This is a genomic window from Raoultibacter phocaeensis (assembly GCF_901411515.1).
GTDB classification, from domain to species: Bacteria; Actinomycetota; Coriobacteriia; order Coriobacteriales; family Eggerthellaceae; genus Raoultibacter; species Raoultibacter phocaeensis.
The window spans coordinates 346252-367621 of sequence record NZ_CABDUX010000001.1 but is presented as its reverse complement, the minus strand read 5'-3'; the positions used below and the strand labels follow the sequence as shown (position 1 = coordinate 367621).

The following is a 21370-nucleotide window of genomic DNA, read 5'->3' as shown; positions in this document are numbered from 1 at the left end:
ACGCTTATGAAGAAGATCAGACTTGATACGCTCCTCGTAAAGCAGGGTTATTTTCCCGATGCCGACGCTGCACTGCGTGCGGTGCTTGCCCACGAGGTAAAGGTGGGCGACGTGTACGCGACGAGCGCCGCGATGCCGGTAGCTCCCGATGCCGAGGTGACGGTGAAGGATCGCAAACGCTTTGTCTCTCGCGGGGGCCACAAGCTCCAAGGCGCCCTCGATGCGTTTTCGCAAGCGGTAGACGGTTTGCGCTGCATCGACATAGGATCGTCGACAGGCGGCTTCACCGATTGTCTCTTGCAGGCGGGGGCGGCAAGCGTTGCCTGCGTCGATGTGAACTACGGGCAGCTTGCATGGTCGCTTCGGCAAGATGCGCGTGTAACAGTGTTCGAGCGCACGAATATCAAGCTTGCCGATCCCGTCGAAATGGGCGCCCCGTTTGAAGTGCTCGTTGCGGATCTGAGCTTTATCGGGCTTGCGCAGCTTGCAGGCACGTTCGCACGACTGAGTGCCCCTGGTTCGGTGTTTATCGGACTTGTGAAGCCGCAGTTCGAATCTCGTTTCGGCGAGGCGGAAGGCGGCGTCGTGCGCGACGAATGCGTACGGGAGCGTGTGGTGCAGGAAGTTAGTGCGGCGTTGGACGCAGCGGGTTTTACGGTTACCGGCGTTGTCGAATCGCCGATCACGGGGCCTGAGGGCAACGTGGAATACCTCGTGCGGGCCGTGTACGGAGGCGATACGGAGCAGTTGTGCGACGCTGCTTGCGATTCGCTCGAGCAGCCGTGCGATACGACTCGGGAGCCTTTCGCCCCGTCGTGCGATACGGCTCGGAAAGGAAACGAATGAGCATTCTCGGCAACATACTCTGGTTCATATTCGCAGGGCTTTGGCAGGGTCTGAGCTGGATTCTGGTCGGTTGCCTCTGGTGCATCACCATCGTCGGCATACCCGTCGGCTTGCAGTGCTTCAAGATGGCAGGACTTGCATTTCTTCCGTTCGGGAAGGAAGTGGAGTACGGGGGAGGTGTGCCTTCTGCGCTTGCTAACATTCTTTGGCTCATCTTCGGCGGTGTTTTTCTCGCTCTCGAAGCGCTTCTCAATGGGGTTGTGCTTTGCATTACAATCATCGGCATACCGTTCGGACTGCAATGCTTCAAGCAGGCGAAACTCGCGCTCATGCCGTTCGGTGCCGAGGTTATGCCGCGGCGGTGACGCGCGGGGCGTTGATGGGGCCTAATCGAATTCATTATTATGCTTGACATAGGATCATTGCGGTCATTGACTTGGTATACATATATAGAATAATATAAAAGTAGAAAAGGGGTCGGCCCAGGACCATTGGGGAATGGTGGTTGCAACCTGGGGTATTCCCCCGACCCTTTTCAGCGCTGACTTTAGCCTGTAAGCAATCACAAGGGAAGGGGGACGAGATGGCGAGATACGGCATGGTAATCGATCTTACCCGCTGTGCAGGTTGTCAGACCTGCGTCGTTTCGTGTCAATTGACCAACAACCAAAGGCCCGGGATAGCCTGGGGAACCGTCGAAGCAGTGGAGGCGGGCGCATGGCCCGACGGCGATCGCCTGTATCTCCCGCACGCATGCATGCATTGCGATGATGCGCCCTGCGTGGACGTGTGCGCATCGGGAGCGAGTACCAAGCGCGAAGACGGCATTGTCGTGGTGGATTACGACACGTGCATCGGGTGCGGCTCGTGCGATGCCGCTTGCCCGTATGGAGCCAGAAGGATGTCGACTGAAGACACATGGTTCTTCGGGGCGAGTAGTCCTGCTCCCTACGAGGCCGAAGCGAGCCATCCTGCCGGCATTTCTGAGAAGTGCATCTTCTGCTATAAGCGGATTGAGCAAGGGTTGCAGCCCATGTGCGCAACTTCGTGTCCGACCGGTGCCCGCGTATTCGGCGATCTCGATGATGCTTCGAGCGATATCAATACCTATATTGCCGAGAACAAAGCCACCAATATGCCCGGAACAGCTATCTACTACGTGAAAGGCGATCACGACATAGACCTCGCGAGCGTTATCATGGTAGCGGGAAGCGCTGCTCCTCAGAAGGAAAAGCCCGAGAAGGCCGAAGAGGAAAAGGCATCCGAGGGAATCAACCCTGCTGTCGTAGGCGGCGGCGTAGTGGTTGCAGCGGCCGCAGCGGTTGGCATCGGCGTTGCCGTGAAGAAGTCGAAGGATAAGAAACCATCAGTCGAGGCAACGACGAAGGACGGTGAATAGAGATGAAGAAGACCTACGATACAAGTCTGTTCGGCGATATGTCCCGCCGTTCCTTTGTCGGGGCGACCGCCCTCGGGGCCGCAGCGCTCGCGCTCGGCGGATCGGCGTCACTCGAGCCCGTGCAGGCCTTCGCGGCTGACGATAGTGAAGAGACGATCGGCTATACCACCTGCAACATGTGCAACCAAACGCCGAAGTGCGGCCTGAAGGCTCATATCAAAGACGGCAAGGTTGTACGCGTGGAGGGCAACCCCGACCATGTCATGCCGACGCCGTGCGTCAAGGGGTATTCGAGCGTGCAAGCGCTCTATGACCCGAACAGGCTTCTCTATCCGATCAAGCGAACGAATCCCGATAAGAGCCCTGATGCTGATCCTGGTTGGGAACGTATATCGTGGGACGAAGCGCTCGATACCATTGCCGCCGAATTCAACAAGGCGAAAGAGGCGTACGGTCCCGACTCGGTTTTGTTCAACGTAGGCGACCCGAAGGAGAATCTCGGGGCGCTCAATCGATTGGGCAATTTATTCGGATCGGCGAACATCGCCTACGGTGGCGCCCAATGCCAGTATGGTCTCATAATCGCAGGCATTACCACCTTTGGTACGTTTTTGGCATCGCATCCGACCCCCGAGACGAAAGTGCATATCATCTGGGGATCCAACAATGCCTGGTCGGTTCCTATTTCGTATAAAGGTCAGCTCGATCGCAAGCGGGACGGCACGAAATTCATCGTCGTCGACACCCGCATGACTCCGAGCGTGGTGCAGCTTGCCGACCTTTTCCTTCAGCCTCGTACCGGTACCGATGGCGCGCTTGCTTTGGCGATCGCACACGTCATGATCGAAGAGAACCTGATCGACGAAGAGTTTGTGGGTAAATGGGTCGAGGGTTTCGACGAATTCAAGGAGTACGCTGCGCAGTTCACTCCTGAAAAAGCAGAAGAAATCACCTGGGTTCCTGCTGATTCCATTCGAGAAGCCGCACGTATGTGGGGAAGCGGAGAGCCGGGTACGCTCTGGGTGAGCCCGCATTCTACGACGCATCATACTAATGGGGTGCAAAACCAGCGCGCAATCAATGCACTCATCGCTTTAGCTGGTAATATCGATATCGAGGGCGGTATCAAAATAGCGACGAATCCCCTTCCGTACGATACATACGGATCGACTCCCGAGTTCGGCCGTTTCGATCTCATGGACGAGAAGAAAGACCGTCGTGCTGGTGTGGATCGCTGGCCGATTTGGTCTAAAGTCATGCGTCATATGCAAAACGACGGGCTCGTCGAGTACATCGATGATGGAATCATCCACGCGGCACTGTTCCTCGGCTCAAACGTCATGGTGTTTCCCCAGACGCGCCAATACCAAGAGGCAATATCAAAGCTCGATTTCGCTTGCGGGATGGATATGTATCTGAAGCCGATCACCCACAATGTGCTCGATATCGTGCTCCCTGTTGCAATGTGCTTCGAGCGTATGGCGCCGTTTGCTTCTGTGGGCGGTTCGACGATGTACGTAAACGACGTGCTTGTCGAGCCGCAAGGCGAGGCGCGAGAAGACTGGAAGATACTGCTCGATCTTGGGTGCAAACTCGGTTTTGAAGAAGAGTGCTTCCACGGCGATGTCGAGGCGGCCGTTGCAGCGCTTCTCGAAACGGGCAATCCGGGTGTAACACTCGAAGATCTCAGGGCAGCCCTTCCCGCTGGCTATAAAGTCGAAGGCGAGAAGTGGGTGCCGAAGAAATACGAAACGGGCGGCTTGCGCAAAGATGGAGAACCCGGATTCAATACGCCTTCGGGGAAAGTCGAGTTGGTTTCGGGTATGCTGAAAGCTGATGGCTTCGATGGACTGCCTGTGTACAACGAGCCATTGGCGAGTCCTATCAGCACCCCGGACCTGTTCGAGCAATATCCGCTTATACTTGGCACGGGGTCGCGCGTACCGCACTACGTGCACAGCAAGTGGCGCCAAATTCCATGGCTTAACCAGTTTATGCCCGAACCCGTCGTGTTCATAAGCCCAGAAGATGCAGAAGAGCGGGGGCTGCACGAGGGCGATGATGTGCGGCTCTACAATCAGCATGGTGAGCTGCGGGTCAAGGCGGCGATATCAAATATCATGAGGCCGGGAATCGTAGAGTTCCATCATGGATGGGAACAGGCGAACTCATGCGAGCTTATCGCGCGTGATTTTGATCCGATCTCGGGTTTCCCCCCTTATAAAGACGGGTTGTGCCAGGTAGAAAAGATATAGATGCCGCTTGTACGGATTTGGCAATCGGCAACGATGTCAGGGCGTCGGAGGCTGCAAGGCTTCCGGCGCCACTATCCGCGTGTCGGTCCGATGCCTTAATCTTTCGGTGAAAGCAGAAAAGCGGTTGGCAAGCTTGGGCTACCGTGAGACGAACAAAGCGAGGGATACCATGGGTTTATTCGAAAAAGAAGACGCATTGGGGCTCATTCTTGACGAGCGGGCTTCGATCTATGCGCTTCTGGCGCGGCTGTATCGCGAGGAAATACGCGATGACTTGTCGGAGCTTACGGAGATTTCGTTTCCCGACGATACGGCGAACGAGAAGGCGAATACAGGCGCTGTGCTCATGAATTCATATCTGAAAGAGGTAGGCACTGTGAGCGAAACCGAGCTTTCGGTGGATTTCGCCCGCCTGTTCGTTTTAAGAGAGCAGCATACTCGCAATGCGGCGTACCCGTTCGAATCGGTCTACACCTCTCAAACGCATATCGTCATGGATGATGCGCGCGACGACGTCCTTTCCGTCTATCGAGCGAACGAGTTTCAGAAGAAAGCAGACTGCAAGCTTGCCGAAGATCACCTTGCACTGGAGCTCGAATTCGAACAAATGCTATCCGTCCGTGCCCTCGATGCGTATCGCCGAAACGATGACGAACGCCTTGCATACGTCCTTGCACAGCAGCGATCTTTCTTGGAGCGCCATCTTCTCAACTGGGTGGGATTGTTTGCCGAGGCAATGGTGAGTGAAGCAAGAACCGATTTCTATCGCGGGCTCGCATGGTTCACGGTGGGATTTTTGGAGCTCGATCGTTCATTTCTCGAAAGCCTTGCCGACGACGAGTAACGCGATGAAGGCGAGTACCCGCTTCCGAAGCGAGCGTGCGCTTCGTGGGAAAAGAGGATCGGGTCGCCTGCCCTCAGTACTGAGCCTGTGAAGGCGTTGCAACTCTCAACCAGCATGGTAAGATGGCCCCGAAGGATGCTTCGGGGGGAAGTGCTATGACGAGATTCGGGATGGCAATTGATATGACGCTGTGCACCGGGTGCCAAACCTGCGTTGTCGCCTGCCAGCTTGCCAACGCCCAGCGCCCAGGGGTTTCATGGGCAAAGGTGGACGCCCTTGAATGGGGCCGATGGCCCGATGCGAAAAGGGCCTATATGCCTCATGCGTGTCTGCACTGCGACGAGCCGCTGTGCGTTCGGGTGTGTCCCACGGGGGCAAGCGTGCAGCATAACGATGGTACCGTCGGCATCGAGTATGACTTGTGCATCGGCTGCGGCGTGTGCGTAACTGCATGCGTGTACGGTGCTCGTGTCATCAACCGCAACGATTCGTGGGCCTTCGGGGCTATACGGCCTGCTCCCTACGAGATCGGATCGGAAGACAGGGTCGGGGTGGCCGAGAAGTGCACTCTGTGCCGCGATCGGACGGCGAAGGGCAAAAGGCCTGCATGCGTCGAGGCGTGCATAAACAAGATTCGGGTTTTCGGGGATCTCGACGATTCGGAAAGCGAGATCAACGAGTTCATCGAGCAGACGGGTGCGTGCCGGGTAGACGGGACGGCAATGTACTACGCAACGGGTACCTACGATATCGATCCTTACGACGCCATCGTGTCGGCGAACCAGGAAACGAGCGGCAACGGCATCGAGGAACCGGTGACGGAAAATGGAACAGGCAATCCCGCGGTCGTTGTTGCGGCGGGCACGGCGGCGGTGGTGAGCGCAGTCGGGATCGGCATTGCAGCGAAACGCAACGGCGATAAGCGTAAGTCGACAAAGGATTGACAGGCGGAAAACACGGATGTTCGGACAGATGGTCATATGGTATCTGTTCCTCGGGGGAGCCGGGGCGGGCATGGTCGCGATTATGACGCTGTTCGATCTGCTTTCGCAACTGTACGCCGCAAATCCCAAAAGGGTGTGCTTGCAATGGACGCGCTTGCTGACGAGAAGGTTCTTCTCTCTGGGGTATTCATTCAGCGTTTTCGTTCTTGTTCTCGGAGCGTTTTGCCTAATGGTTGATTTGGGCAGACCCGAGCGATTCTATTATGTGCTCACCCATCCGGCCGTATCGGTATTGGCGTTCGGTTCCTACGTGCTCGGTGCGACCATCGTGTGCGCAGCCGTTCTTGGAGCCATCTCGTTTTTCAAGGTGCGGAAGATACCGCTTTGGGCGCTGCGGCTTCTCGAGGTTCTTGCCGTTGCGGTGTCATCGGGAACCATGGTGTACACAGGCTTACTGCTTGTCGAAATCAGTTTCATCCCCCTGTGGAACAACCCCCTCCTGCCAGTTTTGTTCACGTTTTCGGCTCTTTCCGTTGGCATGGCTCTCGTAATCGCCTGCCTGTTTGTGACGTTTCAGGGAATACAGAGAACCGAGCTGATGCGAAAAGCGTCGCTTTTCGACGGTGTCTTCATTGTTCTTGAAGCAATTAGTTTGGGGGCGTATATTGCCGTGGCTATGTTTTCGATCGAGTCGGCAGCGGCTTCCGCGGCCATCTCGGAATTTTTTACAGGAATCAATGCGGCGGAGTTTTGGATTGGCTTTGTCGTGTGCGGACTTGCTGCGCCGTTGGTTCTCGATGCCGTTTACGCTAAAATCAACCATACTGCACTCATGGCTACGGTGGTTCCCCTTGTGCTCATCGGAGGGTTCTATCTGCGGTATTGTTTGGTTAACGTAGGCGTTGCGTAGGTTTGGGCAATGAGGTGCGATCGGTTCGGCACCGTGTTCGGCAAGAGCGAAAGGGCGATCATTGGCGCTTCTAGAGGTAGATGGACAAAGCGGGATACCCATCTGGGTCCAGCTGCGCAATCGGTTCATCTATCTCATCGATTCGGGCCATTATCAAAACGGCGACAAACTTCCTACCGTACGCTCTCTCGCCGAAGAGCTGAATATCAACTACCACACGGTGAACAAGGTGTACATCAGTCTCGAACACGAGGGATATATCAAATCGATTCGCGGCAAAGGGGCGTTTGTCGAAAAGTCCGTGAAGACGGAAAAGGGTCTCTCCTCGGTGGATGTCGTGATCACCGAATGCATTCGCCAGTGCTTGGAGCTGGGGATGACGGCCGAAGACATCAAGGGTCGATTCGGCGAGGTCATCGACGACTGCATAGCGAGCGGCAGTTTGAGAGAACGGACCGACGGAGAGTAACTGCGAGCAGATAGGCAGGTGCAGAACATGGGTAAGGGGAAACGGGGGACTTCCGCGCAGCAACTCGGCGGTTCCGCGCTTATGAATGAAGCGGCGACCCAGTATCTTCCGGAAAAGGCTACGAGATCGGGCGCTACGCTGTTCTCGATCGTTCTAGCGGTGGTGACGTTCTCGATCATCGTGCTGGTTTCGTATTACGGATTCGGGTTCGTGAACGTGTGGACCGTCGTTGCGGGATTCATCATTGCCGCGCTGCTCACGATGTCGATCCACATCGCCATGGAATGGGAGCGGCTCGTCATCTTCCGGTTCGGTGCGTTCAATCGCGTGGCGGGTCCCGGCTTGGTTTTCATGGTTCCCATTATCGAGCAGGTGGCATGTCGCGTTGACGTACGTACTATCGCAACGACGTTCGGTGCCGAGAAAACGCTCACGTCTGATCTTGTTCCTGTGAATATCGATGCGGTGCTGTACTGGATGGTATGGGATGCCAAGAAAGCGTGCGTCGAAGTCGAGGACTACTGCGCCGCCGTGCTCTACATCGCCCAGACTGCCATGCGCGATGCGATCGGGCGGGCGAGTGTAGCCGAAGTCGCTTTGAGTCGCGATCAGCTCGACGAGGAACTCAAGCAGGTCATCGAAGAGGAAACGGAACCATGGGGCATCGCGATACTTTCGGTCAAGATCCGCGATATCGTCATCCCCGAGGAGCTGCAAGAAGTCATGTCACTCGAGGCGCAGGCTGAGCGCGAAAAGAACGCACGATTAGTGCTTGCTTCTGCGGAGCAGGATATTTCCGAGATGATTGCGATGTCAGCTGGTGCCTACGAGGACAACGAAGCAGCGCTCAAGGTGAGGACGCTGCATCTGTTGTACGAAAGCATCAAGAAGTCGAGCGGCACGATCGTGACGGTGCCGTCGTCGCTAAGCGACGGGCTTGGCGGCGGTGCGGCCGATAGCTTGGCCGATCTGGGGGAGAGCTTTAAGCCAAAGCGGTAGGATTCAAAATTTGCCTGCTCGTATCCTTGTAGCGCCGACGATCGTCTTCGCGCTGATATATGCGTGGCAGCGAAGAAAGCTCGGGTCGGCGCGTCAGATCAACAAGATGAACATTCAGGATCTTTAGAAGCTCCCATCCGATAGCTTGCCGACTTCGCCGTTGGTTTGCCGCCTTTTTCACGCTGGTTGTACAGCTTATTGGGGGTTCTCGGCCTAACGGCTTACTCGGCCTCGGCCGTTCCCAGTTGTTCTCAGCGCGCTGTTTTTCGCTTGCCAAGGGATATTATTTGCATTACTATGTTGTACGTACAACATAGGAGGTTCGACATGGCAGATGCAATGGTGACGGCGCGCATGGCTTCCGAGAAAAAGGAAGCGGGCAACCGCATACTCGAGCAGCTGGGTACGAATTCGTCGCAGGTGGTAAATCGTCTGTACGACTACGTGATCGAGAATAAAAAGCTTCCGTTTCCCGGGACGGAACAGCGTCGGAAGATAACGCGGGAGGAGCTTGCAGAGGCCATCGCCTGGGTGGACAGCATACCGCGATTACCGAAAAACAATCGATTTGCAAATATAACCGATGACGAGATCAGATACGAACGACTTGCATCGCGTGGCCATTTTGAAGATGGGAGAGCATGATGCAGTATGTGATCGATACGAACATCTTCATAGACTTTTTTGCTCGCCGCGAGCCTTTCGATTCGTCTGCAAAGAAAATGCTGCTGCTCGGAGCGCTTCATGAGTTCACGCTATGGGCAAGCTCGTCGCAACTTACGGATATTTTTTTCATATTGACAACAGGTCCGCAGAGAATGAGCTGCGACCAGGCGAAAGCTGCTTTGCGAATGTTGCGCAAGCAAACGCGCATCTGCTCGCTTACTGAAGCAGACATCGATGCTGCGCTCGATTCGTCATGGAGCGATTTCGAGGATGCATGCGTCTACCAGTGTGCGCTCAAGCTGAAAGCTGATGCCATCATCACCCGCAATCAAAAGGATTTCGAGAAATCGTCCATCAGAGTATTCGATTGCGATGAGTTCTTCTCGTATCTCGAAGAGGAAAAAGGACTCGTTTACAAGGAGATCCCCTGGTAGCGAAGGCTAGCGAAAGCCAACAAGGCTTGATGCCAAACCCTGCGCGCAAAGCCTTTCTTGTGGTAAAATGATTACCAAGCACCAAGCGCTTGGTAAAAGGAGGTAGTAATGGGCGTGGCAGCATTGGCAGAGCCGCAGACGATAAAGATCTCAAGCAAACGGCAGATTACGATTCCTGCAAAAATATACGAAGAAGCAGGTTTCGGGGAATACGCGCTCTGCACGTGGACCGAACAGGGGCTGCTGCTGCAACCTCTCGACGTCGATGATGAGGATGTTACTGTGGATATCCTTCGCTATCTTGTCGAACAGGGACGCGAGGGCGAAGAGCTGATCGAGCAATACAGAGAGATGAAGAGAAAAATCGTACCGCTGCAAAAAAGGATCGCAGAAGCCGAGCTCGACATCGCCGAAGGAAGAGTAGGACCTGCGCGTGAAATGCAAGAGAGAATGCGCAAAAAATATGGCTTATACGATCGTTAAGACGGAGTCGTTCGAAAATGACTACGACGACATACTCGAATACCTTGTTAGCAAGTTGAAGGCCCCGCAAGCTGCTCTGAATCTTATTGGCGAAGTCGATAAGGCAATCGAACTGCTGTCCGAAACCCCCTTTATACATGCTGTTTCGAACAGACCGACTTTGCGAGCGCGAGATGCCCGCGAGCACTACATACGAAATTACGTAATCGTATATTGGATCGAGAACAAAGAAGTAGTGTTCGCCCGCATGTTTCATCAGGCGCAGGAGTATGATATGCGAACGGGCTCGCAATGAAAGCGTCTAGCGCGAGTCTCCGGCGTCCCGCCTAATTCTTCAACGAATTCAACGGAGCGGGGAAGCGGCCGCCGCGATGGGCGAACACGGAACCCGCGTACTGGTTTACGGGCATGACCGGCGCGTAGCCCAGAAGGCCGCCGAAATCGAGCTTATCGCCCACAGACTTGCCGATGGCGGGGATGATGCGCACAGCAGTCGTTTTGTTGTTGATCATGCCGATGGCGCATTCGTCGGCAATGATGCCGAAAATCGTCTCTACCGTCGTGTCGCCGGGGATGGCGATCATGTCGAGGCCGACCGAGCACACGCAGGTCATGGCCTCGAGTTTTTCAAGTGAAAGCGCTCCGTCCTCGGCGGCTCGGATCATTCCCGCATCCTCCGATACCGGAATGAATGCACCCGAGAGCCCCCCGACCGACGAGGAGGCCATAACGCCGCCCTTCTTCACGGCGTCGTTGAGCATAGCGAGAGCAGCCGTGGTGCCGGGGCCGCCGCACTGGCCGACGCCGATGGCTTCGATGATCTCCGCCACCGAATCGCCTTCGGCGGGGGTGGGGGCGAGCGACAGATCGAGGATGCCCTGCTGAACACCCAGGCGCTTCGATGCTTCGCGTGCCATGAGCTCGCCTGCGCGGGTGATTTTGAATGCGGTTGCCTTGATGGCTTCGGCGATGCTCGTGATGTCGGCGTCTTTCGGCATGTCAGCGAGTACGGCGCGCACCACGCCCGGTCCCGAAACGCCCACGTTCACGACCGCGTCCGCTTCGCCCGATCCGTGGAACGCGCCCGCCATGAAGGGGTTATCCTCGACGGCGTTGCAGAATACGACGAGCTTGCCTGCGCCGATGCATTGGTTGTCGGCGGTCGCTTCGGCCGTTTGTTTGATGATGCCTGCCATTTTGAGCACGGCATCCATGTTGATGCCCGCTCGCGTGGATCCGACGTTGATTGACGAACACACGTTGTCAGTCGTCGAAAGCGCATGGGGGATCGAGTTCATAAGCCGCTCGTCGGCGCTCGATGCGCCCTTATGCACGAGTGCAGAAAAGCCCCCGACGAAATCGACGCCGACTTCTTTGCCCGCCTTGTCCATGGCGATGGCGATGGGGGTGAAGTCCTGTGCGTCGGTCGCGGCGCAGATCTCGGCGATCGGCGTGACGGATATGCGCTTGTTGATGATCGGAATGCCGAATTCGCGTTCGAGCTGTTCGGCGGTTGGAACAAGCTCTTCGGCGGCGCGCGTCATGCGGTCGTAGACCTTGCCGGCCATAACGTCGATGTCCTCATGCGTGCAGCCTCGCAGATTCAACCCCAGCGTAATGGTGCGGATATCGAGGTGCTGCTTGCTGACCATCGCAAGGGTCTCGCGGATTTCGGCTGGTGTGATCTGCATGAGCGGCGTCTTTCTCTTATATAGGTACGCATAACGAATACAGCATAGCAAAAATCACTCCTTGTGCGGTCTGCGTAACTCGTATTCGAAGTTTTCGCACAGGTGGTTTGGGCGCTCACCCCTGACTTGTGCTCACTTCTCCGTAGGGCAGTTCAAGCGTGGTTTTATCGGGCAGCTCGATGACGAGCTTGAAGTCACGGGTAAGATCGATTGCTTTGGCGCGGATGCGTGTGCCGTTGCGCGTGATGACGATCGGTTTTCCGATAAGGAAGCAGCGTGAGCGGTATTCCTCGTAAAATGAGCAGTCTTCGATCGTTGCATACAGGTTCCAGAACGTTTCGAGAATGCATGCGGCGAGTTCGCTTCGCACAGCCCCACGTTCGTTATCGCAAATCGTCCCCGCAACGTCTACAAGGTTTTCAGGAAATCCTTCGGCGGGCTTCCTGACGTTGACGCCTATGCCGAGCACCGCATGTTCGAACCGCCCCGATTCCATATCGATGGTTCCCTCGGTCAGAATGCCCGACACCTTTTTGCCATCGCAGTAGATATCGTTCACCCATTTGATGAGCGCAGCAGATCCGGTCACCTGCTCGATCGCCCGCGCGGTCGCAACGGCTGCTGCACAAGTGATGAACTGGCCTTGGCTCGCTTGCAGGTTGGGATAGAGCACGATGCTCAGATACAGGCCCGTCGAGGCGGGGGAGTAGAACGATTTGCCGGGCCGTCCCTTGCCGGCTGTCTGCTCTTCGGCGACGATCACCGTTGCCTCCCGGACTCCTTCGAGCGCCCGTCTGCGCGCTTCTGAGTTCGTCGAATCGATTCGTTTCCGAACGGAAATCGCGAAGGGATGACGTGCGGGCAGATGGCGTTCGATGCTCTGGGGCGAAAGCGGGTCGCCTTTCTGCGAAAGCGCATAGCCCTTATTCGTAACCGCTTCGATGGTGTAACCCTCGGAGCGCAGGGCTTCGATGGCTTTCCATACAGCATTGCGGCTTATGCCGAGATCGCGTGCTATGGCCGCACCTGAAAGGTGACGTTCTTGGTTGTCTTCCAGTATGCGCAGAACCTTGTTTTTGGTGCTCATCATGCCTCCTGGGGTTCGGATGATACGAGAGCTGCACCCGAGCGTCAACCTCGAAAAGTAAATGAGGGTGACGATTGATCTGTTTCGAGCGGTTTCGTATCGGATGGCTGAGCACCGAGCATCTTTCGATGCTGCCCCGATAGGGGATTCGCACAAGCCTCGAATCTGGTACCAGCCTACCGTTATCCTCCATTGCAAGGTTGTTGCTTGCTATCGGCTTCGGCAACCAGTACAATGCTCTATTGAACAACGTGTTGATTATTGATCGTCCTGTTCAATTGCCGATGTGCGGGCCGACGGGTCCGATGACCGATGCTGTAGTCGAAAGAAGGCCTCATGACCCAATCAGCAGCCGCTGCCTGCGCCACCGCAGAACTCAAGGTCGCAGCCCGCTCGGAGGCTGACGCCTGTTCGGCGGCAACGGTTGCCCCCTGTGCCGTCGACCGTCGCATCATGCGCTCCAAGAAGGCGCTCAGAAGCGCGCTTATTTCGCTCATGGAAGAGCAGGGCTTCGACAGCATTACGGTGGGCGACCTCTGCACGCGCGCTGATTTGAATCGAGGGACGTTCTACAACCACTACCATGATAAAGAGCACCTGCTCGAAACGTTCGAAAACGAGATTATGCAGGGGCTCGACTGCTTTCAGAACAAGATGCAGGATCTGAACCTCAAAGAAATCCTCGCATACCAGATCAGGAAGAAACCCCTGCCGTTTCTGGTCGAGCTGTTCGACTACCTGCGCGAAGAGGGAGGTTTTCTCCATGCCGTGCTCGGACCGGGTGGCGATGTAGGATTCGGCCCGCGCCTGCGCGATTCGGTATGCACGAACCTCATCCAATCCATCCTTCACGAGCGGTACCGCGAAAACCCCACGCCGTTCGTAAACTACTACGTTGCATTCTTCGCCTCTGCGTACTTGGGCGTCATCACGCAATGGATCGAAACGGGCATGCAGGAAAGCTCGGAGGAAATGGCGCTCATCGCGATGCGCCTGCTCTTCATCAAACCGGGCGAATCGATCAAACTGTAAGAAACGGACAAGGGCAGCTAAAGGAGATACACCGTGGCCACCGAGTCAGTACTGGAAACCAACGAGTCCTTGCATATCGGCATCGATGTGGGGTCTACTACCGTGAAGCTGGCGATTCTCGACCAAGAGAACGCCGTGCGCTATTCCATCTACCGTCGTCACCACGCCGATGTTCGGGCGACGATTATCGAGGTGCTCGAAGAGGCCGCCGCCGATTTCGGCTCTGAGGCCATGACTATCGCGATCACCGGCTCGGGCGGTCTGCTTTTGGCGCAGTGGCTCGACATCGAGTTCGTGCAGGAGGTTATCGCGAGCAAAACCGCCGTTGAGACCTTTATCCCCAAAACCGATGTGGCCATCGAGCTCGGTGGCGAGGACGCGAAGATCATTTACTTCGATCAGGGTATCGAACAGCGCATGAACGGTACGTGCGCAGGCGGCACCGGCGCGTTCATCGACCAGATGGCGGCTCTGCTCAATACCGATGCAGGCGGATTGAACGAACTTGCGGCAAGCTGTTCGACCATCTATCCCATTGCGAGTCGCTGCGGCGTGTTCGCGAAGACCGACGTGCAGCCGCTGCTCAACGAGGGCGCACGCAAAGAGGATATCGCCGCCTCGATCTTCCAATCCGTCGTAACCCAGACCATCTCGGGGCTTGCGTGCGGCCGACCGATACGCGGCAACGTAGCCTTTCTCGGAGGACCTCTGCAGTACCTTCCCGAACTGCGTAAACGATTCTATCAAACGCTCGAGCTCGATGGCGAGCATTCGATCGTTCCCGAAAACGCCCACTTGTTCGTTGCCTGTGGCTGTGCAATCGCGGGCACCGAAGCGAAGGCAGAGCTCCTTTCCGATGTGGTCAGTCGCTTGAAGGGCCTCGGAGACATCCAGGGTTCGGAAGTCGTGCGGCTCGATCCGCTGTTCGCGAGCGATAAGGACTACCGCGAATTCAAGGAGCGTCACAGCTGCGAGCGCGTGGCGCGCGGCGAGCTCATGGATTACGAGGGCACGGCTTACCTCGGCATCGATGCCGGGTCTACCACGTTCAAGGCGGCGCTCATCGGCGAAGACGGGCGCTTGCTCTGGACGCACTACGCGAACAACAAAGGAGACGTGCTCGGGTGTGCGAAGACGGCGCTCGGCGAGATGTACAACGCGCTTCCCGTCGATGCCGCAACGGGCGAGCCGGTTGTGCGTATCGGACACGCGACGGTAACCGGCTACGGCGAGGGGCTCCTGCTCGAGGCGCTGCGCGTCGATTCCGGTGAGATCGAAACGGTGGCGCATCTGCGGGGCGCCCAAGAAATGCTGCCCGGAGTCGAGTTTATCCTCGACATTGGCGGGCAGGATATGAAATGCCTACGCGTGAAAGACGGCGTGATCGACCATATCATGCTCAACGAGGCGTGCTCCTCGGGCTGCGGCAGCTTCATCGAAAGCTTTGCGACGGGGTTGAACCTCGAGGTGGCCGAGTTCGCGCAGACTGCCATCGAAGCGGAGAATCCGGTCGATCTCGGCAGCCGCTGCACCGTGTTCATGAACAGCCGCGTGAAGCAGGCGCAGAAAGAAGGCGCGACGGTCGGTGACATCGCGGCCGGCTTGGCTATCTCAGTTATCAAGAACGCGCTGTTCAAGGTCATCAAAATACGCGATCCCCACGACGTGGGCGAGAAGGTCATCGTGCAGGGCGGTACGTTTTTGAACGATGCGGTGCTGCGTGCGTTCGAGCAGCTTTCCGAAGTGAACGCCGTGCGCCCTGATATCGCGGGTAACATGGGCGCCTACGGTGCCGCGCTGCTCGCGCGCGACCGGTGCCATGAAGCGCTGCTGCGCATGGGCTCGCGCGGCGAGGTTCGAACCTCGATGCTCACGCTCGATCAACTCATGGCGCTCAGCCCCTCGCATAAGACGGTGCGCTGCAAGGGTTGCTCGAACTCGTGTCTGCTCACGGTCAACGATTTCGGGAAAGACGAGGCTACCGGCAAGCACCGCCGTTTCATAACGGGTAATCGCTGCGAAAAGGGAGCCGGCACGCTCGACGAGAGCAAAAGCGTCCCGAACCTCTACGAATACAAGAGCAAGCGCCTCTTCGACTACGTACCGCTTTCCGCCGAAGAAGCGTCGCGCACAACGGTCGGCATCCCGCGTGCACTTAACATGTACGAGAATTACCCGTTCTGGTTCACGTTTTTCACAAAGCTCGGATTCAGGGTGGTTCTCTCCGACCCGTCGACGAAGAAAACCTACGAGGCGGGCATCGAATCGATGCCGTCCGAATCGGTGTGTTATCCGGCAAAGCTCTCCCACGGCCACATCATGAACCTGCTCGACAAGCATCCCGACTTCATTTGGTTTCCCTGTTCCAAGTGGGAGCGTCAGGAAGATGAGGGCGCTGGCAACCATTTCAACTGCCCGATCGTCGCAAGCTATCCTGAGGCGCTGCGCCTCAACATCGATGAGCTGCGAGAATCCAAAACGGTGTTTTTGAACCCGTGGTTGCCGTACGATCAGAAAGAGCACTTGAAGAAGCGTTTGTTCGTCGAGCTCGTGGAAGAGCATCGCGATCTTATGGGTGAAGGGATTCCCGCACCGACGCAGGCGGATATCGATGCGGCGGTTGAGGCTGCGTGGGCCGAGGACGAGGCGTTCAAGCGCGATATTCGCGCCAAGGGAGCCGAAACGCTTGCATGGATGGAGGAAACCGACACCCACGGCATCGTGCTTGCAGGCCGTCCGTACCACAACGATCCCGAGATCAACCATGCCATTCCCGAACTCTTGACGAGTTTCGGTCTTGCGGTGCTCACCGAAGACTCGGTTGCGCACTTAGGAACGCTCGAGCGGCCGATACGCGTGGTCGACCAGTGGATGTACCACACGCGTCTGTACGCTGCAGCCAAAGTGGCTACCGAGCGCAAAGACCTCGATCTCATCCAGCTCAATTCGTTCGGCTGTGGCCTCGATGCGCTCACAACCGATCAGGTGCAGGAAATCCTCGAAGCTGCGGGCAAAGTGTTCACCGTGCTCAAGATCGACGAGGTGTCGAATCTCGGTGCCGCGCGTATTCGCGTGCGGAGCCTTCTCGCAGCGCTCAAAGATCAGGCCGATGAAGAGGCGGAATCGGAAAGCATGAACCGGGGTTGTCCCGCGGCTTCTTCGCTCGTGAACCTCCTTAAGGAAACGCCCGAATCGGCCATAGACCGTAAAACAGGCGAAACCGAAGGCCGCATTGCGGCGGAAATCGCCGAAGCTTCGGTACCCGCCACGTTCACCGAAAAAGCCGCACCCGTTGCTGCCGAGGCATTCAGGCAGCGCGAGGGCGCGCCAACCGAGTTCGAGCGGGCGCAGTACACCGAGCAGATGAAGGCCGAGGGCTACACGATCCTCGCGCCGCAGATGGCCCCGATCCACTTCGAACTTCTGATCGACATCTTCCAGCGGTTCGGCTACAACCTCGAGCTGCTTCCGTCGGTGGACCACGGTGCGGTGGATGCGGGCCTGAAGTACGTCAACAACGACATCTGCTATCCGTCGATACTTACGACCGGGCAGGTCATGGAGGCGGTGATGAGCGGGCGCTACGACACCGACAAGCTGGCTATCATCATCACGCAGACCGGCGGAGGATGCCGTGCGACCAACTACATCGCTCTCATCCGCAAGGCACTCAAATCGGTGGGACTCGAGCACATCCCCGTCATCTCGCTCTCGTTCAAAAAGCTCGACGAGGAAAATCCCGGGTTCAAAATCACGCCGAAGATGCTTTTGCAGGCGGTCTATGCGCTCTGTTACGGCGATCTGCTCATGATGTGCTTGTACCGCACCCGGCCCTACGAAGTCGAGCCAGAAAGCGCGACGCGCCTGTTCGATCATTGGATGGAAACGTGCAAAAAGCAGCTTGCGGGGGGCCTTGGGCGCAGTGAATTCAAGCGGACGGTGCGCCAGATCGTAGAGGACTTCGATACGCTGCCGCTTAAGGGGGAGGGGACCAAACCGCGTGTCGGCGTGGTAGGCGAGATTCTCGTGAAGTTCCATCCTACGGCGAACAACCAGATCATCGACGTGATCGAGCGCGAAGGCTGCGAGGCGGTCGTTCCGGGACTCATCGAGTTCTTCCTGTTCGGCATCGCGGGAGCGATCTTCCAGAAAGATCCGCTCGGCCGCAGCTCGAAGGGCGCGATCGGTAGTCGCATCGCACTTAAATTCATCGAACGGTTCCGGGCTCCGGTGAACAAGGCGCTTGCGGCATCGAATCGTTTCGAGCCGCCTGCGAACATCTACGAACTCGCCGAATACGCGAGCGAGATTTTGAGTTTGTGCAACTCGATGGGTGAAGGATGGCTGCTCACCGCCGAGATGGTCGAGCTCATCCGCACGGGCTCTCCGAACGTCGTCTGCACGCAGCCGTTCGCCTGCCTGCCGAACCATGTAGTGGGCAAAGCCGTCATCAAGGAGCTGCGCCGTCGCTACCCCGAAAGCAACATAGTCGCCGTGGACTACGATCCCGGTGCCTCCGAGGTGAACCAGCTCAATCGCATCAAGCTCATGATCTCGGTGGCGAAGGCGAATCTTGCCGATAAGGTTGGGGAAGCGAAGGCTACGCGCGATGCGTTTGTGAAGTCGGAAAAGCCAGCACCTGCGAGCGAGAGGCTCGGTGCCGTGGAGTACGAGACAGAGAGAGCGTAAGTTGGTTTTCGAACACTGATTGCAAACAGGAAGGGGCCCCAAAGGCCCCTTTCCTGTAGATCGTGTTGGCGAAAGCTGGGAGTACTCGTGCAGCTGCTAGTTTGCCGCCGCCTTAGCCGCGGTTTCTGCGACTGCGTTTCCCGCGTCGTGAGCGATGCCCTTGGCGTCGAAAACGACCTCCGAAGCCTTCTTCTTCGTATGAGAAGCTGCCTTCGTCGCTTTCTCCTTCGCGCCTTCGACGGCGCTCGAGGCGCTCGAGGCGATATCGCTCGCAACCTCTTTGGGATTATTGCCGGTAAGCTTCGTGCCGATCAGAAACGCTGCTCCTAAAGCTGCAAGTGCGATCAGTGCGTTTTTCATGGGATTCCTTTCTTCGAGTTTCGTTAGAACCGGAAGCTGCCGCGCGATGCGAGCCGTCGCGCTCTGCGCGCGAGGAGCCTTTCGAAAAAGCTGTTCTTGTAGGTCCAGACGTTCACGGTGAAGGTTCTCGTGGTGGGATCGTACATGGCTCCTCCTTTCAGGTTTGTTCGTGTCGGCGCTTCAGCCGTTTTAGGGTATTCGACTGTATCAAACCAATGCGGCATCGACCGCCCGCACACAGCAGTTGGGGACAAGGCGACAAAGGGCCGTAATGCGCTTGTTTGCGAGCGAAGGACGCTGATGCCGAGGCGTTGAGGGGATGTTTGAATACCTTTCTTCAAAGGAACTCAGTCTGAAGTATAATCAAAAAATAATGCAAAAATAAATGCGTATAATAATACGCATTCTAAAATAAGTCTATAATGAAAGCATCAGATAGAAAGATTGGACCAAGGAGGACGCCATGCCTATCAGCGTCACCGCGACGGAAGTCGCCCGCGATTTCAACGGAGTAATGGAAAAGGTGCGGGTGGCAGGAAGCGTAACGGTTTTCAAGAACAGCCGCCCTATCGCTCAGATCATCCCGATCGAAGCCGCGAAACCCGATCAGGAAGAGGGAAGGACTGCCGACATGGTAGACGTAGCTAAAGGTTTTATCGATGAGTACGCAGACGTTTTTGCCGAGCTTGCAAAATGAAACGGGATTGGAGGTATCTCGAATTATCGGAAGTCATCGCGGTCCATGAGTACCTGCTTGATCAATTTGGCGGTTCCGAAGGAGTTCGGGATACCGATCTGTTGGAGTCTGCTCTCGCCCAACCGCGCCAAACGTTCGATGGGGAAGACCTGTATCAAACATCAGCGGAGAAAGCTGCACGCTACGCATTTGGAATAGTGAACAACCATCCTTTTGTCGACGGTAACAAACGGACAGGGGCAGCTTGTCTCGGCATGTTCCTCCGAGGCAACGACGTACGGTTCAAGCCACGAGGCGATGATTTGTATCGTACGATCATCGCTGTTGCCGACGGGTCTCTTTCGTACAACGAGTTCGTCGCGTGGGTCGAAGCCGTCATAGGGTAAAAACAAGCCTGTTTCGAGCAAGAATAAGGGAAGGCCGCTGGCGATGCGGCCCTCCTTGAAGCTGCAAAATCTACCTGTGCGCGTTTGCGCGTATGGGGTTTACGCGTCGCGTTAGGTGAACCACTCATCCTTTTCGGTAGCCTTCGGTGCTCATTAGGCTCGTAGAAGCCTGGCGCGCACTTCCGAGACAGCGACGCGCGCAAGGAGGGTGGCCCGCACAGCAGCTCTTCGGCAGGCTCTTTGCTATGAGTCCGCCATACCGGCTTCTCGATCGAGCCACTCGATCGCATCCCGGATAACCTGGTCGCGATCGAACTCGTTGAAAATCTCGTGGCAGAGGCCCGCGTAGACGCGCAGCGATTTGTCGGTTGAGGAAACCTCTTCGAACATGTCGAGGCTATCTAGCGGGTCAACGAGGCCGTCGTTTCCGCCGTGCAGCAGGATCACCGGGTCAATGAAATCCCCCGCGTGTTCTTTAAGCCAGGTATGACCGTCGTGCACGGCGCGTAACAGGCCGACCGACATCTCCTTGGCCACAAATGCATCCTCGCAATACGCCTTCACGACCGCCGGATCAGAGCATACGCCATCGCCGAGCTCGTTGGGCAGGTACGCGTCGTCGGGCATCCCTTCATCGACATTGGCTGCAAGCCCTTTGTGGTCACGCGTCCATGCGCCCGAAAGCACGTATCCGGCAAGTTCGCCTGGGTGCGCGGTGCCGAAGCTCGCCGCACCGAACCCGCCCATCGAGTGGCCGATCATGTACACGAGAAGATCGGGATACGCTTCGCGGGCAGCGCTGACGAACAGTTCAGTGTCTTTCACGATTTCCTCGCGGTCGCGGAAGAATACCAGCTTGCCCATCGATCGGCCGTGGCCCCGATGATCGAAGCGCACAACGGCGTATCCGGCATCGTTGAGCTTGCCTGTGAGGTAGTCGTACCGGCCGTAATGCTCGCACAAACCGTGTACGATGACGACGATTGCTTTCGGATCGTCGGGAGCATCGAGTCTTCCGCAAAGAAGAACGTTGTCGTGGGCTGTTTTGGTGAACTCTCTGTGCATGGCTGCTCCTCGTGGCTTGGATGCGTTTTTGGATGTACGGCCTTGAGCCAAGCCCATTCTACTCTATGGAAGCTGTGGTCGGGCGGTTCGGCACGGTGGTAATATGCGGGTTTT

The 21370-nt window shown here is 56.7% G+C and carries 22 protein-coding genes; 17 read left to right on the top strand and 5 right to left on the bottom strand.

Annotated elements, in window-relative coordinates; genetic code table 11:
- Nucleotides 1-6 precede the first annotated feature (6 nt).
- The 13 genes from FJE54_RS01555 to FJE54_RS16410 all read left to right on the top strand — a co-directional run bounded on the left by FJE54_RS01555 (nt 7) and on the right by FJE54_RS16410 (nt 10544).
- Entirely contained in the window at nt 7-846 is an 840-nt protein-coding gene (locus FJE54_RS01555; RefSeq protein ID WP_139650872.1) for a TlyA family RNA methyltransferase, read from the top strand.
- On the top strand, nt 843-1211 hold the full coding sequence (locus FJE54_RS01550; protein ID WP_139650870.1) for a YccF domain-containing protein: 369 nt from the start codon (nt 843-845) through the stop codon (nt 1209-1211). Before FJE54_RS01555 ends, FJE54_RS01550 begins: the two co-directional genes overlap by 4 nt.
- Nucleotides 1212-1429: 218 nt before the next feature.
- On the top strand, nt 1430-2245 hold the full coding sequence (locus FJE54_RS01545) for a 4Fe-4S dicluster domain-containing protein (RefSeq protein ID WP_255467159.1): 816 nt from the start codon (nt 1430-1432) through the stop codon (nt 2243-2245).
- 2 nt (nt 2246-2247) lie between these two features.
- On the top strand, nt 2248-4500 hold the full coding sequence (locus tag FJE54_RS01540; protein WP_218971883.1) for a molybdopterin-containing oxidoreductase family protein: 2253 nt from the start codon (nt 2248-2250) through the stop codon (nt 4498-4500).
- Between the two features lie 169 nt (nt 4501-4669).
- Nucleotides 4670-5344: a TorD/DmsD family molecular chaperone gene (locus FJE54_RS01535; protein ID WP_139650867.1), complete on the top strand. Its 675-nt coding sequence runs from the start codon at nt 4670-4672 to the stop codon at nt 5342-5344.
- Nucleotides 5345-5499: 155 nt separating this feature from the next.
- Nucleotides 5500-6288 carry a 4Fe-4S dicluster domain-containing protein gene (locus FJE54_RS01530; protein WP_180326493.1) on the top strand — a complete coding sequence of 263 codons (789 nt, stop codon included), beginning with the start codon at nt 5500-5502 and terminating at the stop codon, nt 6286-6288.
- Between the two features lie 16 nt (nt 6289-6304).
- Nucleotides 6305-7198, top strand: coding sequence for an NrfD/PsrC family molybdoenzyme membrane anchor subunit (gene nrfD / locus FJE54_RS01525; protein ID WP_139650863.1), 894 nt, complete (start codon nt 6305-6307; stop codon nt 7196-7198).
- Between the two features lie 61 nt (nt 7199-7259).
- Nucleotides 7260-7667, top strand: a complete 408-nt coding sequence (locus FJE54_RS01520; RefSeq protein ID WP_139650861.1) for a GntR family transcriptional regulator — start codon at nt 7260-7262, stop codon at nt 7665-7667.
- A gap of 27 nt (nt 7668-7694) precedes the next feature.
- Nucleotides 7695-8666 carry a slipin family protein gene (locus tag FJE54_RS01515; RefSeq protein WP_139650859.1) on the top strand — a complete coding sequence of 324 codons (972 nt, stop codon included), beginning with the start codon at nt 7695-7697 and terminating at the stop codon, nt 8664-8666.
- 327 nt (nt 8667-8993) lie between these two features.
- A complete protein-coding gene (locus tag FJE54_RS01510; RefSeq protein ID WP_139650857.1) occupies nt 8994-9311 on the top strand; it encodes a type II toxin-antitoxin system RelB/DinJ family antitoxin in 318 nt (105 codons plus the stop codon).
- Nucleotides 9308-9766 carry a PIN domain-containing protein gene (locus FJE54_RS01505; protein WP_369406379.1) on the top strand — a complete coding sequence of 153 codons (459 nt, stop codon included), beginning with the start codon at nt 9308-9310 and terminating at the stop codon, nt 9764-9766. Before FJE54_RS01510 ends, FJE54_RS01505 begins: the two co-directional genes overlap by 4 nt.
- Nucleotides 9767-9874: 108 nt before the next feature.
- Entirely contained in the window at nt 9875-10249 is a 375-nt protein-coding gene (locus FJE54_RS01500; protein ID WP_139650855.1) for a delta-aminolevulinic acid dehydratase, read from the top strand.
- Complete coding sequence (locus tag FJE54_RS16410; protein ID WP_139650853.1) at nt 10230-10544, top strand: type II toxin-antitoxin system RelE/ParE family toxin; 315 nt, start codon at nt 10230-10232, stop codon at nt 10542-10544. Before FJE54_RS01500 ends, FJE54_RS16410 begins: the two co-directional genes overlap by 20 nt.
- A 31-nt stretch (nt 10545-10575) precedes the next feature.
- On the opposite strand, the gene FJE54_RS01490 is transcribed toward FJE54_RS16410, so the two are convergent.
- Together FJE54_RS01490 and FJE54_RS01485 are read right to left on the bottom strand one after the other, a co-directional pair.
- Nucleotides 10576-11940: a PFL family protein gene (locus tag FJE54_RS01490; RefSeq protein ID WP_139650851.1), complete on the bottom strand. Its 1365-nt coding sequence runs from the start codon at nt 11938-11940 to the stop codon at nt 10576-10578.
- Nucleotides 11941-12055: 115 nt separating this feature from the next.
- Nucleotides 12056-13027, bottom strand: coding sequence for a biotin--[acetyl-CoA-carboxylase] ligase (locus FJE54_RS01485; protein WP_139650849.1), 972 nt, complete (start codon nt 13025-13027; stop codon nt 12056-12058).
- A gap of 336 nt (nt 13028-13363) precedes the next feature.
- Here FJE54_RS01485 and FJE54_RS01480 point away from each other — a divergent pair, with 336 nt between their 5' ends.
- Nucleotides 13364-14059 (top strand): TetR/AcrR family transcriptional regulator, encoded by a 696-nt coding sequence (locus tag FJE54_RS01480; protein WP_139650847.1) that lies wholly within the window; start codon nt 13364-13366, stop codon nt 14057-14059.
- A gap of 33 nt (nt 14060-14092) precedes the next feature.
- Nucleotides 14093-18748, top strand: a complete 4656-nt coding sequence (locus FJE54_RS01475) for an acyl-CoA dehydratase activase-related protein (protein WP_439653125.1) — start codon at nt 14093-14095, stop codon at nt 18746-18748.
- Between the two features lie 96 nt (nt 18749-18844).
- On the opposite strand, the gene FJE54_RS01470 is transcribed toward FJE54_RS01475, so the two are convergent.
- Together FJE54_RS01470 and FJE54_RS16215 are read right to left on the bottom strand one after the other, a co-directional pair.
- Nucleotides 18845-19108: a hypothetical protein gene (locus tag FJE54_RS01470; RefSeq protein WP_139650845.1), complete on the bottom strand. Its 264-nt coding sequence runs from the start codon at nt 19106-19108 to the stop codon at nt 18845-18847.
- Nucleotides 19109-19131: 23 nt separating this feature from the next.
- Nucleotides 19132-19254 (bottom strand): hypothetical protein, encoded by a 123-nt coding sequence (locus tag FJE54_RS16215; protein ID WP_255467158.1) that lies wholly within the window; start codon nt 19252-19254, stop codon nt 19132-19134.
- 317 nt (nt 19255-19571) lie between these two features.
- Between FJE54_RS16215 and FJE54_RS01465 the strand changes: the two genes are divergently transcribed.
- Both FJE54_RS01465 and FJE54_RS01460 read left to right on the top strand, forming a co-directional pair.
- Nucleotides 19572-19805: a type II toxin-antitoxin system prevent-host-death family antitoxin gene (locus FJE54_RS01465; protein WP_139650843.1), complete on the top strand. Its 234-nt coding sequence runs from the start codon at nt 19572-19574 to the stop codon at nt 19803-19805.
- Entirely contained in the window at nt 19802-20191 is a 390-nt protein-coding gene (locus FJE54_RS01460; RefSeq protein ID WP_139650842.1) for a type II toxin-antitoxin system death-on-curing family toxin, read from the top strand. The genes FJE54_RS01465 and FJE54_RS01460 overlap by 4 nt, the downstream gene beginning before the upstream one ends.
- 243 nt (nt 20192-20434) lie before the next feature.
- On the opposite strand, the gene FJE54_RS01455 is transcribed toward FJE54_RS01460, so the two are convergent.
- Complete coding sequence (locus FJE54_RS01455; RefSeq protein ID WP_139650840.1) at nt 20435-21256, bottom strand: alpha/beta hydrolase; 822 nt, start codon at nt 21254-21256, stop codon at nt 20435-20437.
- Between the last annotated feature and the right edge of the window lie 114 nt (nt 21257-21370).